The sequence below is a fragment of the Chitinophaga jiangningensis genome, from assembly GCF_900142605.1.
GTDB lineage: Bacteria > Bacteroidota > Bacteroidia > Chitinophagales > Chitinophagaceae > Chitinophaga > Chitinophaga jiangningensis.
In genome coordinates this window covers 757,510-772,415 of record NZ_FRBL01000002.1, presented here as the reverse complement: position 1 = coordinate 772,415, position 14,906 = coordinate 757,510, and the positions used below count along the sequence as shown (strand labels likewise).

The following is a 14,906-nucleotide window of genomic DNA, read 5'->3' as shown; positions in this document are numbered from 1 at the left end:
CTGGCGGCCACCTTTAAAGCATAAAAAAAATATTATCCCCGGAAATCCTGTATCCGCTTGCGGTTACCCACGAGCCAAACTACATCTTCCCATTCAAAAACGGTATCAGAAGAAGGATTGAGCATTTTCTCGCCTCCTCTGGCAATGCCTACTACCAGCGCCTGTGTGGTTTCACGGATGCCGGAATTGCGGAGGGTTTTGCCGGTGAGGCCATTATTCTCATCCACTACAATGCTTACCAGGCCAATGTTTTCACTGCCGCCATTTTCATCGGCTTTCACGTGGTTGATACTGCTGCTGGCGATTTTGTTAAATGCTTCCAGCTCGGCTTCATTACCGATCACGGTGATTTTATCATATGGAAACAGTTTCTCGTAGCGGGATGGCGTGTAAATGGTAACATCACCGCGACGGATAGCCCCGATGTTGATGCCATATTTTTCACGCAGTTGCAGTTGCTCCAATGGTATATCGACGAGGGTGCTCCATGGATCGATATCGATTTCACTTACCTGCGCATCCCATGGCAAAGTAACCAGTTGCTTGGCCTTCGCCTCTTCAGCCGCCGTTTCACGCGCGTTGAGGTTGGTGAGGAATCGCTTTTCGATACGGTTATAAAACTTCTGCAGTTGACTTCTCACTAAAATTAAAACTACCAGCATACCCAGGATAGTACCTATCAGGGCCGGCAGCAGCGGGAAGAACTGGTTGATGAAGAAACCTACAATGAGCACAGCTACCACACTGCGCATTAGCTCCGCCACCACGAGCGGGCCGCGGTTATACTTGGAGTCGAGCCAGAGCGACTTATACGCAATACTCTGGATCTTTTGCACCACCATGGCCCAGATGAACGGAGCCATCGCAATCATACCGAGCAATACGGTGGACATGCGTGCCCAGAAAGGACTGGCGAACTGCTTCATGAAAAACGGCCCGATATAATATTTACATAGCAAAGTGATGGCCAGCATCAGGATGCCGTTGAGCACTATCACGCGAACGTATGAACGTAATACCAGTTTCCAGTCGCTTTCCCCTTGCAGGGTTTGGGAGCTGGCACTGTACCGGTTGAGTGATTCCATCCATTTGGCCGGCAGTACTTTTTCCAGCCAGTTATAGAATGGCAGCGCCATTTTGATCATGTAAGGTGTGGTGAAAGTGGTGATGGCAGAGGTACCCACGGCTACCGGGAAGAGGAAGTCGCTGGTAACGCCCAGCGTCATACCCAGTGTTGCGATGATGAAGGCAAACTCACCTACCTGCGCCATACTCATACCTACCTGTAAGGCCTGTTTAAGCGGCTGACCGGATAGCAGTGCACCAAGGGTGGTACTGATACATTTACCCACGATGGTGAGCAGGGTAATCCAGAGTACCGGCCATTTGTATTCGATGATCATTTCCGGGTTGATGAGCATACCCACGGATACGAAGAAGATGGCGCCGAATAAATCTTTTACAGGTTGAATCAGGTGTTCTACTTTTTCAGAAGAGGTGGTTTCTGCGATGATGGAGCCCATGATGAAGGCACCAAGTTCCGCGGAGAAACCTACTTTGGTGGCCAGGATCACCATACCGAAGCAGAGTGCTATACTTATTACCAACAGTGTTTCACCGTTGATATATTTTTCCATTTTCTTGAGAAAAGTTGGCAGCAGAAAAATGCCGGCAATAAACCAAAGTGCGAGAAAGAACATCAGTTTGCCGATGGTGAGGATCATCTCTACGCCTTCAAATTGTTTGCTGACGGCCATTGTAGACAACAACACCATCATCAGGATCACTACTATATCTTCAATAACGAGTACGCCGAAAACTATTTTGGTAAAAGATTTCTTTTTGATGCCCAGTTCCTCAAAGGCGCGGATAATGATGGTGGTAGAGGAACTGGCGAGCAAACCGCCGAGGAAAATACTATCCATAAAAGACCATCCCATCCATTGCCCTACGAAATAACCGGCAACGGTGATAAAGGCAATTTCGGTGAAGGCCGTAATGGCGGCGGTGCCTCCTACCCGCATTAATTTCTTGAAGGAAAATTCAAGGCCAAGGGAAAACAGCAGGAATATCACGCCTATTTCAGACCATGTTTTGATACCGGTGGTATCGCCGATGGAAGGGAATAAACTGAAGTTAGGACTAACGATAAAACCTGCAATTATATAACCCAGCACCATAGGTTGCTTCAGCCGCCGGAACAATAAAGTGATTATTCCAGCGGCGCCCAAAATCAAGGCCAGGTCAATAATTAGTTGTGGTACATGCATACAGAAAAGGTGGTTTAATTACGCGTAAATATTCTTTGTGCCAGCACAGGAACGTGCTATTCTATTGATCAAAGCCCGGAATCGAGATTCTTTGTCTGCTCGCTAATATATTAATTTTTTTCGAGGAAACCGCGGTCAGGTGCGGATTTCCTTATTTGCTGTACTGCATTTGGGTAACACCGTTATTGTATTTTTCGAGGTTTGTCAGCTTAAATTGCTGCTGCGATATGGTAGCACCGAACAATGGTTTTCCGGTACCTAAGGTTACCGGCATATGCGTAATAATCATTTCATCAATGAGGCCTGCTTCCAGTAAAATGGAGTTGATCTGCCCGCCGCCCATTAGCCAGATATCCTTGCCGGTACCGGATTTTAGCTCTTTTACCAATGCCGGGATATCTCCGCTGAAGAATTTAACATAGGGTGCTTCCAGGGTGTTGGCATGGCGTGTAAAAACGTAGGTGGTGAGGTCAGGATAAGCCCATTCTTCCTGGTTACGTTGCAGCCAGCGGTAGGTTTCATTGCCCATCAGGCAGGTGTCGATTCCTGCGAGGAATGCTGCATAACCGTAATCTACGCCTTCGAGTACAGGGAAGTTGATCAGCCAGTCCAGGTTATCGTTGGTGGTAGCAATATATCCATCCAGACTTACAGCAATGTAAAGTTTAATCTTTCGCATATTTCCGTAATTTTTTGGTTCCAGATAAGGATACACTTTTTTTTCTTTTTTTACAAATAACTACTGTCGTAATTTCGTGTATGCGTTGGAAGAGACTGTTCACAGCCTTTAAGGAAGCTTTTAAGAACCTCATGATTAATGACCCGCTGCGTTTGGCGGGCGCAACTGCGTTTTTTGCGACGTTTGCATTACCTGCCATTCTCGTGATATTGATCCAACTACTCAGGCTGATCTTTCGGGTGCCCCGTTCCGGGAAGCGCCTGTTTGAACAACTGGAAGGCATTATAGGCGTAGAAACTGCTCACATGGTGGCTGATACGTTGCAGGCTATACGCGGTATTGCACAAAATCAGCTGATCACGGTACTGGGATTTGTTTTCCTCTTATTTGTGGCCACTACGCTGTTTAAGGTGATCAGTAGCAGTCTCAATCAATTGTGGGGGGTGCGTGTGGTGGATAAGGAGAATTTCTGGGATATACTGTTGGCGCGACTCAAAGGCTTACTCGTCATTTGCTTCATCGGTGTCATCTTCATCATTGATCTGGTGGCCAGTGCTGGCCAGCAACTCATAGGGCGCTTTATCGATTTTTATGTGCCTGCGCTTACCGGTTATTTCAACAGTGCATTGAATTATGGGCTGGGCGTTGTAACGGTTACCATATGGTTTGCGCTGGTGTTTTATTTTCTGCCGGCTGGCCGTCCGCAAAGGAAAGTACTGTTTACCGGTGCTTTTGTAACCAGCATCCTGTTTAATATTGGTAAGCTGATATTGCGTGTGGCATTGAATTACAGCAGTATCAACAATATTTACGGCGCATCTGCCAGCACGGTGTTGTTATTGTTGTTTGTATTTTATACAGCGATGATATTTTATTTCGGTGCAGCGTTTACCAGGGCCTGGGCAGAGGTAAATGAGCAAACGATTGTCCCACGCAGGCATGCGAAGAGTTATAAGTTGACGGTGGTGGAGGATTGAATTGCCTATTACTCTACCTCAAGTGTATAAGCTTTACTCAACAGGATCTTACCTTCTTTTTCGCTGCCATCCGGCATCTTCAGCCCTTTAATCTTCCCGGTTTTGGATTTCGTCAGCAAATCATTGATTTGTTTGTCGGATAATTTTTTACCGAATGCTTCAAATGGTACTTTGAATCCGCATACCTGGAAGTTGCTGCAGCCGTAGGCGGTATTGCCTTTTTTGAGCGGATGTGATTTGCATTTCGGACATTGCAATTCCTGGATTTCCGGTGCCGGTTTTTTCGGTGCTCTTGGTTTCTTTGGTTTTTCTTCTGCAGCTGGCGGTGGCTCATGTGCAATGGTGATCACCTTGTAGCTACCGGTTTTTACTTCTTTGGTGAGGTCGATTACCATTTGTATCAGCTCCTGTTTGAACGTTTCCATGGCGTATTCGCCTTTTTCGATCTGCCGGAGTTTCAGTTCCCATTGGCCCGTGAGTTCAGGGCTTTTGAGGATTTCAGTTTCAATGGTATCGATGAGGTCTATGCCGGTTTGTGTGGCATAGATGTTCTTTTTCTTTTTGTCGATGTACTTGCGCTTGAACAGCGTTTCAATGATATTCGCCCTGGTGGAAGGCCTGCCGATGCCATTATCCTTGAGCATCTCACGCATTTCTTCATTTTCCACCTGTTTACCGGCGGTTTCCATGGCACGCAGCAATGTGGCTTCGGTGAAGGCTTTGGGCGGCGTGGTTTTACCTTTGTGGATGCGTGGTTCGTGTGGGCCTGATTCACCTACTGTAAACTCAGGAATAATCTTTTCCCCTTCTTCTTCTTCTTCGTCTTTCTGGTCGTTGGCATATACTTCCTTCCATCCTGGTTCGAGGATCTGTTTACCGGTGGCTTTAAATTCTACCTGACCTACCACACCGAGTACGGTGGTGTTGGATATCTTACACTCGGGGTAGAAGGCGGCAATAAAGCGCCTTGCCACGAGGTCGTAGATGCGTTTTTCTTCCAGAGGTAACCCTTGCGGATATACGCCGGTAGGAATGATGGCGTGGTGATCCGTTACTTTCTTATCATCGAAAACTGTTTTCAGTTTTGGGATAGGCTTGGCCAGCAGCGGTGCAGTGAGCGCGGCGTAGGGCGTCATATCCTGTAAGATGCCGGGGATTTTCGGATGGAGATCTTCAGAGAGGTAGGTGGTATCTACGCGGGGGTAGGTCACTAACTTTTTCTCGTACAGACTTTGTATATATTTCAGTGTATCGTCCGCTGAGAAAGCGAATTTTTTGTTCGCATCTACCTGCAGGGCGGTGAGGTCGTATAGTCGTGGGTTGCCTTCCTTGCCTTCCTTTCTTTCGAAGCTGGTAATTTCAAAAGGATGTTCCTTGAGGTAGGCCAGGCCTTTGTTAGCTTTCTCGATGTTTTTTAGACGCTCTATGGTAGCGGTAAATTCCGTTTCGCGGTAGATCGTTTTGAGCTCCCAGTATTCCTCTGAAACGAATGCATTGATTTCTTTCTGCCTGGCCACGATCATGGCGAGGGTAGGGGTTTGTACCCTGCCAATGGAGAGTACAACTTTTCCTACAGCAAATTTTTTTGTAAAGAGACGGGTGGCATTCATGCCGAGCAGCCAGTCGCCGATGGCGCGGGCGCTCCCGGCAGCGTACAGGTTGTTGTATTGTTCACTGTCCTTAAGCTGCTGAAAGCCGTTACGTATAGCCTCTTCTGTTAGTGAGGAGATCCAGAGTCGCTTCACCGGGGCGGTACATTTGGCTTTCAGCAGTACCCAGCGCTGTATCAGTTCCCCTTCCTGGCCGGCGTCCCCGCAGTTGATCACTTCTTCGCATTGCTGCACCAGTTGTTCTATGACTTTGAACTGCTTTTCCACTCCGCTGTTTTCGGTCAGCTTGATGCCGAAGCTGGGTGGGATCATGGGCAGATCTTCCAGTCGCCAGTACTTCCACTGTTCGTAGTAATCATGTGGTTCTTTCAGGGTACAGAAATGCCCGAATGTCCAGGTTACCTGGAAACCGTTTCCTTCGTAATATCCATCCTTTCGTTGAGTGGCCCCTATTACGGTAGCGATATCACGTGCTACGCTGGGCTTTTCAGCAATACAAACCTTCATACCTGAATTAAAGGTCCGAAGATAAGAAATGCTGCTAAATTATTTAGCGAAGCAGCCGGTTTCGGTGGCGGTAAGTGCGTGTGCGGTGATGGGTGCGGCCGACAGCTGATCAGAGCCTGCATCCAATGGTGCAGTGCGGGGCTGGCCGTCCATATCCCATCCGATGCCCGGGATGGCAGCTTTGCTGGCAGCGGCGGCAGGACTTCCTTTTGTCAGGTGCCAGATGCCTAGCTTATCTTTTTGCAGTTTCGGATTTACATCCTGGTAGGTGCCTGCGGGCATGTCGCCAGCACCGGCGGTTTGGTAGATATAGTTGCAGGTCCATACGGCGCCTGGATAGGTACCTTTGATGGTAGCTGCTGCATTACCACCCTGCACGATGTTGTAGGCCACCGTTACCGATGTAGCGCCTAATCCGTTTTTGCGTTCCGGCAGTTCAATATTGCTTTTGTTATTGATGAGGGTGTTGAAGCCGATGTATACCGAGTCGGGGCGGTCGTGACAGGTGAGCAGGCTGCCCGTAGCTACCTCTCCATCTCCATTACCAATGGTGATGGCAGTTTGGCAGCTTTCGAAGTAGTTGCTGAATATCAGGTGATGATCTCCGAAAATGCGTAGGCCGGGTGTATTGAAGAAGTAGTTGCCGTATACGTTGCAGTAGTTACCGTGGCGGAGCGTAAACTGTGCTTTGGAATTACGCACGGTGTTGTATCGCAGTGTAACGCCGGATGACTTCACGGAGATCAGCTCATTTTCGCCGGCACAATCTTCAAAGAGGTTATGTTCCACAATGCTGTTGCTGGTGGACATGCTGAAGCCACTGAGGCCGAACTGCAGTGCTTCGGCGCCGTTGCCGGTTTGTGGTTTAAAGTCGTTGAAGTAGTTGTGGTGGATCCAGATACGTTCAGCGATCTGGCTGCCCTGGCCACGGATGGCGATAAAGCGGCCCATGCTGTTTTTGTGCTGGAAAGTGTTGTAGTCGACCTGGTGGTCACTGCCGGCCAGCATCAGGTATTCGCCGTCGCCGGTTGTTTCAAACAGGTTGCGGGTGAACCTGCAGAAGCTGGTGCCGGGTGCTGTTTTGGTGTGGTTGGAGCGGTGGGTGAATTTAAACCCGGAGATATCCACATAGGCGGCGGGGCTTGCGAGCATAAATCCGCCGTTGCCGGTGATTTCGGCGCCTAATGCAGATGCTGCTCTGATGGTGATGTGTTTGGTGGCGGTGCCGGTGCAGGCGATGGTAATATCAGCGGTGGTGGTATAGATACCGTTTGCCAGAATGATTTCATCGCCGGGTGCTGCTTTCCCGATGGCCTGTTGCAGGGCCTCGATGGTGTTGACATTCACTTTTACTGCCATGGCAGGGATGGATAGCATCATGGCTGAGATGATGCCTAAAGCCTTCATTTTCATATCGCGGACTAAGTTATTCCGCTAAAGTAAGCTTTATTGCAAACGATTGCAAAGAGATCGCCGGAAAAATGATGTGCGGTGATAGATTAATTTCTAAGCATGTGTTTGAACTTGTTTTCCAGCACATTGCGGATATTTTCGCATAAATCAGTAAAGGAGCTTGGCTTAGTCATAAAGAATTGTGCACCGAGTTCCATGGATTCATTGAAGTCTTCCCGCATAGCCGAGGTGGACAGCATGATAATTTGTGTGAGTTTGAGATGTGCGATTTTTTTGAGGGCGGAAAGGCATTCTTTGCCGTTCATCAGCGGCATATTGATGTCGAGGAAGATGTAGTCCGGAACAGATACGGTATTATCCTGTAATCTGGATAATGCTTCCACACCGCTTTCAAACACAAGCGCGTGTGTGCCGGGGGCTACTTCCTGCAGTGCATCGCAGAACAGTTGCCTGTCATCGGCATCATCATCGATCATCATTATGGTACGCTTATGCATGGTTTATTATTTTGTTTTAGCGCCGGGTTTACTTGATACCAGGTATTTTCGATTAATCGTAAATTCTCTATTACGGATATGGTGGTTGGATAAAGGTAGTGAATTGATCCGGGATTAACTATTTTAATTCATAGTTGGTACCATGGCGGATTAGGCGGCAATAATCTCCTGTAAGTCACTCGTCTGGCACGAATACCGGATGAGTAACTGAAGATTTGGGTGCTTACCCATTATTATGTGGGCTATGCGTTGGAATATTTCATCTCCCCGAAAAAATAAAAGTGATAACGGTAATGGATATACGATGCTGAAAAATAGCAGTGACTAGTCGTATTGTTTTTGGAAAATGAAAACAGCCGGCATGAAGCGTGCCGGCTGTTTCCAACATGTAAAGTCTTCAGCAATATTATTTCACCTCCGCTAAATACTTATGCACAAAGCTAATCGCCATTGACCCCTCGCCAACCGCAGCGGCTACACGATTCATCGCTTTCGCCCGCACATCACCGGCAGCAAATATACCAGGACAGCTGGTTTCCAGCAAATACGGATCCCGACTCTGCTTCCAGATGCTACGGAAATCATTGTAATTTTTCAACTCATTGCCGGTTTCAATAAAGCCTTTTTCATCGCGGATGATATTGAGGGAGATCCAGTCTGTAATGGGCTTGGCGCCAATGAATATAAACAACGCCACAGCATCCACGGTGGCTGATTCACCGGTGTTGATGTTGCTGATCACGAGTTGTTCGAGCCTGTCGCCACCTGTGGCTTCTGTCACTTCTGATTTACCCTGTACTTCAATGTTAGGGGTGTCATTGATCTGATCAATCAGGTAGGCGGACATGGTACTGGTGAGGTCAGGCTTGCGGATAAGGATGATCACCTTACGGGCAAACTTGGAAAGGTACATAGCTGCCTGGCCGGCGGAGTTGCCGCCACCAACGATGTATACATCGCCGCCCATACAGGCGGTGGCTTCTGTCATAGCGGCACCGTAGTATACGCCTGCGCCGGTGAAGTTGGAGAGGCCTTTCGTATCCAGGGTGCGATAATCCACACCGGTTGTGATGATAATGCTGCGGGTATTTACCGAGCTGCCATCTTCCAGGTTAATTTTATTATAGCCGTCTATCTGTTCTATACTGGATACAGACTGCGGTGTGATAAATTCAGTGCCAAGGCGGGTAGCCTGTGTAATGGCTCTGCGGGTAAGCTCTGCACCGCTGAGGCCAGTGGGAAAGCCCAGGTAGTTTTCTATGCGACTACTGGTGCCCGCCTGGCCGCCAGGGGCCCGCCTCTCAATCAATAGTGTTTTTAATCCTTCCGAGGCGCCGTATACGCCGGCTGCTAAGCCTGCAGGGCCTGCGCCGATGATTACCACATCATACACGTCGTGTTTCACCTGTGGGTTAAGCCCTACTTTCTTTGCCAGTTCCTGGATACCAGGGTTTGATAGCCAGTTGCCATCTTCAAAAAAAACCAGTGGCAACTCTTTTGCCGTAAGCTGGTTGAGTTGCAGCAGTTGCTGTGCCTCTTCGGATGTTTGTATATCCAGCCACTGGTAAGGAATCAGGTTGCCTGCCAGGAAATCCTTGATGGTATGGGATTTCTGGGAGTATTGATAGCCGGCCACCTTGATGCCTTTGAAGGCAGGACGATAGCTGTGCTGCCATTCGTCCAATAGTTCATCCAGTACTGGATAAAGCTTTTCTTCAGGTGGGTCCCAGGGTTTCACCAGGTAATAATCCAGCTGTGCCTTGTTGATCGCACGGATAGCCGCGTCGGTATCAGAGTAGGCGGTGAGCAGTACCCGCTTGGCTTCCGGGTAAAATTTACGGGCGTATTCCAGGTAGCTCACACCATCCATTTCGGGCATGCGCTGGTCGGATATAAACATGGCGATGGTTTCGCCTTTGTTTTTCAGTTCAGTCAAACTTTCCCTGGCTTCCTTTACAGAAGCGGTACTGATAATGCGATACTGTTCGCGATATTTACTTTTCAGATCGCGTACTATCGCCCGCAGCACCTGTGGGTCGTCGTCAATACAAAGAATAATCGGGAGGCTCATGTCAGGTTTCAGCATTATTTGTTAGTCGTGCAGCGGTAGTAATACCGTGAAGGTAGTATTGCCCGGCTCACTGTTTACTTTTTGATGGCCACGATGGTGGCGGATAATTTGTGCTACAATATCAAGTCCCATTCCGGTTCCTTTTCCAATGTCTTTGGTAGTAAAGAAAGGGTCAAATATTTTGTCTTTTATTTCCGGTGAGATGCCAGGGCCGTTGTCGGTAATTTTCACGGCCAGGCATTTGCCATCCATGGCGGTAGTCACGGTAAGATGCCCTTTGCCGTTAGGTTCCATGGCATCAATAGCATTATCGATAATATTGGTCCATACCTGGTTTAGCTCTCCTGCGAAAGCACTGACCTGCGGTAAGCTGGTATCAAAGTTACGGGTAACTTCGATATTACCTTTACGGAGTTTGTATTCCAGCATATTGAGCGTGCTTTGCAGTCCGGTATGGATATCTATCCAGGATTTATCCTGCCCCTGATCCATGTGCGTAAACGATTTCACCGAGTCCACCAGTTTACTGATCCGGGAGGCTGCCTCTTCAATGTCTGTTACCATTTTCTCCGTTACCAGGTTGGTGTTGATCCAGTTCAGTACTGGTGAAACGGCTTTATCAGCAATATGTTTTCTGAATTGTTCGATATGTACCTCAGAAAACCCGAAATCTACCATGTTTTCCGCGATGTCCATTGCATTCTCCACCTTGTATTTGTCGAGTATATCCAGCAGCTCATCCGTTTTATCACTGCGTTCCAGCATGCCCATGGGCGGTGGCGGACCCTGGTGGATCACTTCAAACATAATGCAGTTGATCGCATCTACCTGTGCTTCCGTCAGCTGAAGGTTCATCAGTGCTTTAAACACATCCGGTACCAGTTGCAGGTGTTGTTTAAGACTTCTGGCGCCGCGCAGCACGGCGGATGCGGGGTTATTCAGTTCATGGGTAAGTCCGGCGGAGAGCTTGCCCAATGCCATCATTTTTTCGCTTTGCTGTTGCAGACTGGTAAAATCGCGCACGCGGCTGGTCATCACATGTACCAGTGCCTGCGTGAGTTCAAAATGTTGATGGATCAGGTCATCGATTTTTTCCCGGGGGAAGGTGAGCACCTGCATATCTTCCATTATCTCGCAGCTGGCGGCGGCTTTGGTCATCCGGGAAAAGGGCAGGTAGCCGGTGATGGACTGTGGTTCCAGTGTCATCAGTTCCACCATATCGTTGTGTTGTTGCAGGTATAGTTTAGCGCGGCCTGAAATCACGATATGTGTTCCGGGAACGGCGTCACCAGCTTTAAACCAGGTACTGCCAACGGGATAGTGGTGATGTTCGCTGTTATCAATGAACCATTGGAGCTGACTGACCGGTACTTCTTTAAGCGCGTCAACGGTTTGCAGCCAGTCGGCGGTTACTGTTGTCATTAGCATATTTTTACTTAGGGAGCACCATTAATGGGATGTTACTGTTCCAGGCCAGTTTCTGGGTAATGCTTTTCTGGAAGAAGGAGAGTACGCTGTTATTTTTCCTGTGAATGGTAATAATCATGTCTGCACTGTTGTTCTGGGCAAATTCGCTGATGCTTTTTGCAACGTCGCGATGGGTGCTGTAGGTATATTCTACGTTATAGGGATCGAGTAGTTCATGCAGCTGCTGGATTTCATCTCTCAGTTCTGTCTGGTATCTTTCATTTTTTGCTATGTTAATCACCAGTATTTGTGCCTGGAAGAGATCCAATACTCTTGTGAGCTGTGATTTTTCAGCAACCTGAAAAATTTCCAGGTCTACTGCCAGTACTATTTTTTTAGGAATAGTAATTGGGGCATCTGCGGGTATGAGCAGTAGGGGAATGTTGGTGCTGTTCATGGTGCGGATGGCGGTGCTTCCTACCAGTACTTTTTCCAGGTTGGATTTACCTTTCATGCCCATTACCACGCAGCGTACATCTTCTTCTGCGGTAAGTTGCTCAATCACTTCGTTGATGGGCAGGTTGGAGGTGATACCGTGCACCTTGGTATTTTCGCCGGTGATCACGCTCATTTCTGTTTGCCATTGTGCGATTAGTTTTTCGCTTTCTTCCTTAATATCCGGCAAGCTAAAGGCTACAACGGGTTGATTTGCCAGCGCGGTAGGATTCAGGAAGTAGCTGTTTAAGAGGATTAATTGCTGGGTTTTATAGTGTTTAGCCAGAAAGCTGGCATATTCAGCCGCATGGAACGCTGTGTCAGAAAAATCGGTTAATGCCAGAATAGTTTGCATAAGATGAAGATATTTACTTTAATGAAAGAACAATCGAATAGCGTTATGGTTGTTACGAATATAACGGGTGTGATAGCTTGATCAAAAGAAATACCACAATTTTTGTGGTTATTTATGTTGAGAGCAGTTTGTTGGGATGCTTAATTACATTCAACTTACAAAAAATATGTTATGCAGGCAATTATTATTGTACAGCCAGGTGCGCCATCGGTCATGCATTTGATGGAGAGAGACACACCGAAGCCGGGGACAGGGGAAGTGTTAATAAAGGTACATGCTGCGGGTGTAAACCGTCCGGACGTGGCACAGCGCAAAGGTAACTATGCAGCGCCGCCGGGGGCGCCGGTGGATATTCCGGGACTGGAGGTGGCCGGCGAAATTGAGGCGATAGGGGCAGATGTGCGCGACTGGAAAATCGGGGATAAAGTATGTGCTTTGCTGGCAGGCGGAGGCTATGCAGAATATGCGGTAGCGCCCGTAGGGCAGTGTTTGCCGGTTCCAGATGGGTGGGATTTCATACAGGCATGTACATTACCTGAAACGGTGTATACGGTTTGGCACAATGTGTTTCAGCGTGGGAAACTCCAGCCCGGCGAACATTTCCTTGTTCATGGAGGCAGCAGTGGCATAGGCATTACCGCTATTCAGCTGGCTAAAGCCTTTGGCGCTAAGGTGTTTGCCACAGCGGGCACGGATACCAAATGCGCAGCCTGTTTGGAATTGGGCGCAAGCATATGTGTGAATTACCGCACAGAAGATTTTGAAACACGGTTAAAGCCGGAGGGCGTGGATGTGATCCTGGATATGATCGGTGGTGATTACATCCATAAAAATATTCATTTGCTGAATGTGGACGGTCGACTGGTATTCATCAATGTGATGCGGGGTGCAAAAGATACCCTCGACGCGCTGGCGGTGATGCAGAAGCGCCTCACAATCACGGGAAGTACTTTGCGGAACAGGGACCTGGCGTTTAAAGCGGCGCTTACGAAGGAGATCAGGGAGCAGGTATGGCCGGTTATCGCCGCAGGTAAATTCAAGCCGGTAGTGAGTCAGGTATTTCCGCTGGCAGAAGCTCCTGCTGCCCATACTTTGATGGAAAGCAGTGAGCATATCGGAAAAATAGTACTACAAGTGTTGAAAGATTGATATGTGTTTACGACTCATTTTCAGGAAACATAATTCGATATCTCAATTAGTTTTTTGATATCGATGATATGGATTTTTCTGCCGGCGGTGTGAATGAGCTGTTGCTCTTTAAATTCTTTGAGGAAGCGGACTACATTTTCTTTCGCAGTGCCCACAATGTTTGCCAGGTCAGTACGGGAGATATTTATGGTCACTTCTTCGCCGGGTGCGCTGTCATCTTTATATTTCTCCCGTAATACGATAAGGGCGATGGCGAGTCGTTCCTTTACGGAGCGCTGGGCAAATACGGAGATCGTGTTGCTCAGCACGGCGAACTCATGACTTAGCGCCTTGAGCAGCCGCTGGGTAAGTATGGGAGATTGTTGTAATGCGGCCAGAAAATCTTCTTTTGGCACAAATTTCAGCAGGCAATCTTCCAGGGCAGCCGCAGAATCGGGGTAGCGATCATCCCCCAGAATGGCATGATAACCGATTATTTCGCCAGTATTTGCCACATAAATTATTTGTTCCCGTCCATCTTTATCGGCCTTATATTTCTTTATTTTACCATATTTAATAAAGTATATACCGGAGGGAATTCCGCCTTCGCGGAAAATGATTTCACCCTGCTCAAACACTTGCTCCTGCTGGTTTGCACAGAGGAGTTCGTACTCTTCATCGGGTAAGTTCAGGAAGATCGATTGCGACCTGAAATTCCATTTGTCTATCGGAAAAATGCCAGTTAAGCTCATACGCACGATTATACCAAAACCTGAAAAATTGATTTTTATCAACGCAACAGGTTAAATGCAAAGTTAACTTTGCAGGATGGAATTATCAACAGGCTTTGGCTTGAGTGAGCGATTGGTTAAGCCTAACTGTTTTTTAAATGACGGGGCATTTGACTGGCTGTATCCTGAGCGCATACAACGTTTATCCAGGCGACACTGGACACCACTGGGGGTAGCAAAGGCTTCGGCCCGGTTTCTTGCAAATGCACCAGGAAAGCGAATTTTGGACATTGGCAGTGGTGTAGGGAAATTTTGCCTGGTAGGCGGCCATTATAATCCGGACGCCTTATTTTTCGGAGTGGAACAACGGGAAGAGTTGTATGACCTTGCCATGGACGCCCGAAATATGACAGGAAAATTTAATGTAGATTTTATTCACGGAAACTTTACTCATCTGGACATGGATGATTATGATAATTTCTACTTTTACAACGCTTTTTTCGAGAATCTTGACCACCAGGACAGAATAGATCATAAAATAGAATATTCACAGAGCTTATACGTCTACTATTGTAAGTACCTGTTTAAAGTCCTGGATGCAAAACCTTCAGGTACGCGACTGGTGACTTTTCATAGTCTCGGGGATGAAGTGCCACCTGCCTATCACCTGGTGGATTGCTCAGTAGACACTCTCTTGAAGATGTATATTAAAAAATAATTTGATAAGCGATAAACAAAAGCATGATGAAAGCAGAAGGAAATATCC

General features: G+C 47.7%; 12 protein-coding genes. 3 read left to right on the top strand and 9 right to left on the bottom strand.

Annotation, left to right across the window (positions count from 1 at the left end; translation table 11 throughout):
- Positions 1-32 precede the first annotated feature (32 nt).
- Together BUB18_RS07500 and BUB18_RS07495 are read right to left on the bottom strand one after the other, a co-directional pair.
- Positions 33-2,270, bottom strand: coding sequence for a cation:proton antiporter (locus BUB18_RS07500; protein ID WP_073079498.1), 2,238 nt, complete (start codon positions 2,268-2,270; stop codon positions 33-35).
- Between the two features lie 151 nt (positions 2,271-2,421).
- The gene (locus BUB18_RS07495) at positions 2,422-2,949 is read right to left on the bottom strand and encodes a dihydrofolate reductase family protein (protein ID WP_073079598.1); all 528 of its coding nucleotides are present in this window, start codon (positions 2,947-2,949) and stop codon (positions 2,422-2,424) included.
- Positions 2,950-3,029: 80 nt separating this feature from the next.
- Between BUB18_RS07495 and BUB18_RS07490 the strand changes: the two genes are divergently transcribed.
- Positions 3,030-3,926: a YihY/virulence factor BrkB family protein gene (locus BUB18_RS07490; protein ID WP_073079496.1), complete on the top strand. Its 897-nt coding sequence runs from the start codon at positions 3,030-3,032 to the stop codon at positions 3,924-3,926.
- 8 nt (positions 3,927-3,934) lie between these two features.
- Here BUB18_RS07490 and BUB18_RS07485 read toward each other — a convergent pair whose 3' ends face one another.
- The 6 genes from BUB18_RS07485 to BUB18_RS07460 form a co-directional block, all read right to left on the bottom strand.
- On the bottom strand, positions 3,935-6,043 hold the full coding sequence (locus tag BUB18_RS07485; RefSeq protein ID WP_073079494.1) for a type IA DNA topoisomerase: 2,109 nt from the start codon (positions 6,041-6,043) through the stop codon (positions 3,935-3,937).
- A 39-nt stretch (positions 6,044-6,082) separates the two neighbouring features.
- Positions 6,083-7,456 (bottom strand): polysaccharide lyase 6 family protein, encoded by a 1,374-nt coding sequence (locus BUB18_RS07480; RefSeq protein WP_073079492.1) that lies wholly within the window; start codon positions 7,454-7,456, stop codon positions 6,083-6,085.
- Positions 7,457-7,542: 86 nt separating this feature from the next.
- A complete protein-coding gene (locus BUB18_RS07475; RefSeq protein ID WP_073079490.1) occupies positions 7,543-7,953 on the bottom strand; it encodes a response regulator in 411 nt (136 codons plus the stop codon).
- A gap of 406 nt (positions 7,954-8,359) precedes the next feature.
- Positions 8,360-10,039: an NAD(P)/FAD-dependent oxidoreductase gene (locus BUB18_RS30135; RefSeq protein ID WP_218587999.1), complete on the bottom strand. Its 1,680-nt coding sequence runs from the start codon at positions 10,037-10,039 to the stop codon at positions 8,360-8,362.
- 6 nt (positions 10,040-10,045) lie between these two features.
- Positions 10,046-11,446 carry an ATP-binding protein gene (locus tag BUB18_RS07465; protein WP_073079489.1) on the bottom strand — a complete coding sequence of 467 codons (1,401 nt, stop codon included), beginning with the start codon at positions 11,444-11,446 and terminating at the stop codon, positions 10,046-10,048.
- Positions 11,447-11,456: 10 nt separating this feature from the next.
- Positions 11,457-12,281, bottom strand: a complete 825-nt coding sequence (locus BUB18_RS07460; RefSeq protein ID WP_073079487.1) for a universal stress protein — start codon at positions 12,279-12,281, stop codon at positions 11,457-11,459.
- 171 nt (positions 12,282-12,452) lie between these two features.
- Between BUB18_RS07460 and BUB18_RS07455 the strand changes: the two genes are divergently transcribed.
- A complete protein-coding gene (locus BUB18_RS07455; protein WP_073079484.1) occupies positions 12,453-13,430 on the top strand; it encodes an NAD(P)H-quinone oxidoreductase in 978 nt (325 codons plus the stop codon).
- 20 nt (positions 13,431-13,450) lie between these two features.
- On the opposite strand, the gene BUB18_RS07450 is transcribed toward BUB18_RS07455, so the two are convergent.
- On the bottom strand, positions 13,451-14,161 hold the full coding sequence (locus BUB18_RS07450) for a Crp/Fnr family transcriptional regulator (RefSeq protein ID WP_073079482.1): 711 nt from the start codon (positions 14,159-14,161) through the stop codon (positions 13,451-13,453).
- 76 nt (positions 14,162-14,237) lie between these two features.
- Here BUB18_RS07450 and BUB18_RS07445 point away from each other — a divergent pair, with 76 nt between their 5' ends.
- Positions 14,238-14,858 carry a class I SAM-dependent methyltransferase gene (locus tag BUB18_RS07445; protein ID WP_073079473.1) on the top strand — a complete coding sequence of 207 codons (621 nt, stop codon included), beginning with the start codon at positions 14,238-14,240 and terminating at the stop codon, positions 14,856-14,858.
- The last annotated feature ends 48 nt before the right edge of the window (positions 14,859-14,906 follow it).

Coding starts and splice junctions, on each gene's coding strand:
- BUB18_RS07500 (WP_073079498.1), bottom strand. CDS start 2,270: ATGCATGTACCACAACTAATTATTGACCTGGCCTTGATTTTGGGCGCC.
- BUB18_RS07495 (WP_073079598.1), bottom strand. CDS start 2,949: ATGCGAAAGATTAAACTTTACATTGCTGTAAGTCTGGATGGATATATT.
- BUB18_RS07490 (WP_073079496.1), top strand. CDS start 3,030: ATGCGTTGGAAGAGACTGTTCACAGCCTTTAAGGAAGCTTTTAAGAAC.
- BUB18_RS07485 (WP_073079494.1), bottom strand. CDS start 6,043: ATGAAGGTTTGTATTGCTGAAAAGCCCAGCGTAGCACGTGATATCGCT.
- BUB18_RS07480 (WP_073079492.1), bottom strand. CDS start 7,456: ATGAAAATGAAGGCTTTAGGCATCATCTCAGCCATGATGCTATCCATC.
- BUB18_RS07475 (WP_073079490.1), bottom strand. CDS start 7,953: ATGCATAAGCGTACCATAATGATGATCGATGATGATGCCGATGACAGG.
- BUB18_RS30135 (WP_218587999.1), bottom strand. CDS start 10,039: ATGCTGAAACCTGACATGAGCCTCCCGATTATTCTTTGTATTGACGAC.
- BUB18_RS07465 (WP_073079489.1), bottom strand. CDS start 11,446: ATGACAACAGTAACCGCCGACTGGCTGCAAACCGTTGACGCGCTTAAA.
- BUB18_RS07460 (WP_073079487.1), bottom strand. CDS start 12,281: ATGCAAACTATTCTGGCATTAACCGATTTTTCTGACACAGCGTTCCAT.
- BUB18_RS07455 (WP_073079484.1), top strand. CDS start 12,453: ATGCAGGCAATTATTATTGTACAGCCAGGTGCGCCATCGGTCATGCAT.
- BUB18_RS07450 (WP_073079482.1), bottom strand. CDS start 14,161: ATGAGCTTAACTGGCATTTTTCCGATAGACAAATGGAATTTCAGGTCG.
- BUB18_RS07445 (WP_073079473.1), top strand. CDS start 14,238: ATGGAATTATCAACAGGCTTTGGCTTGAGTGAGCGATTGGTTAAGCCT.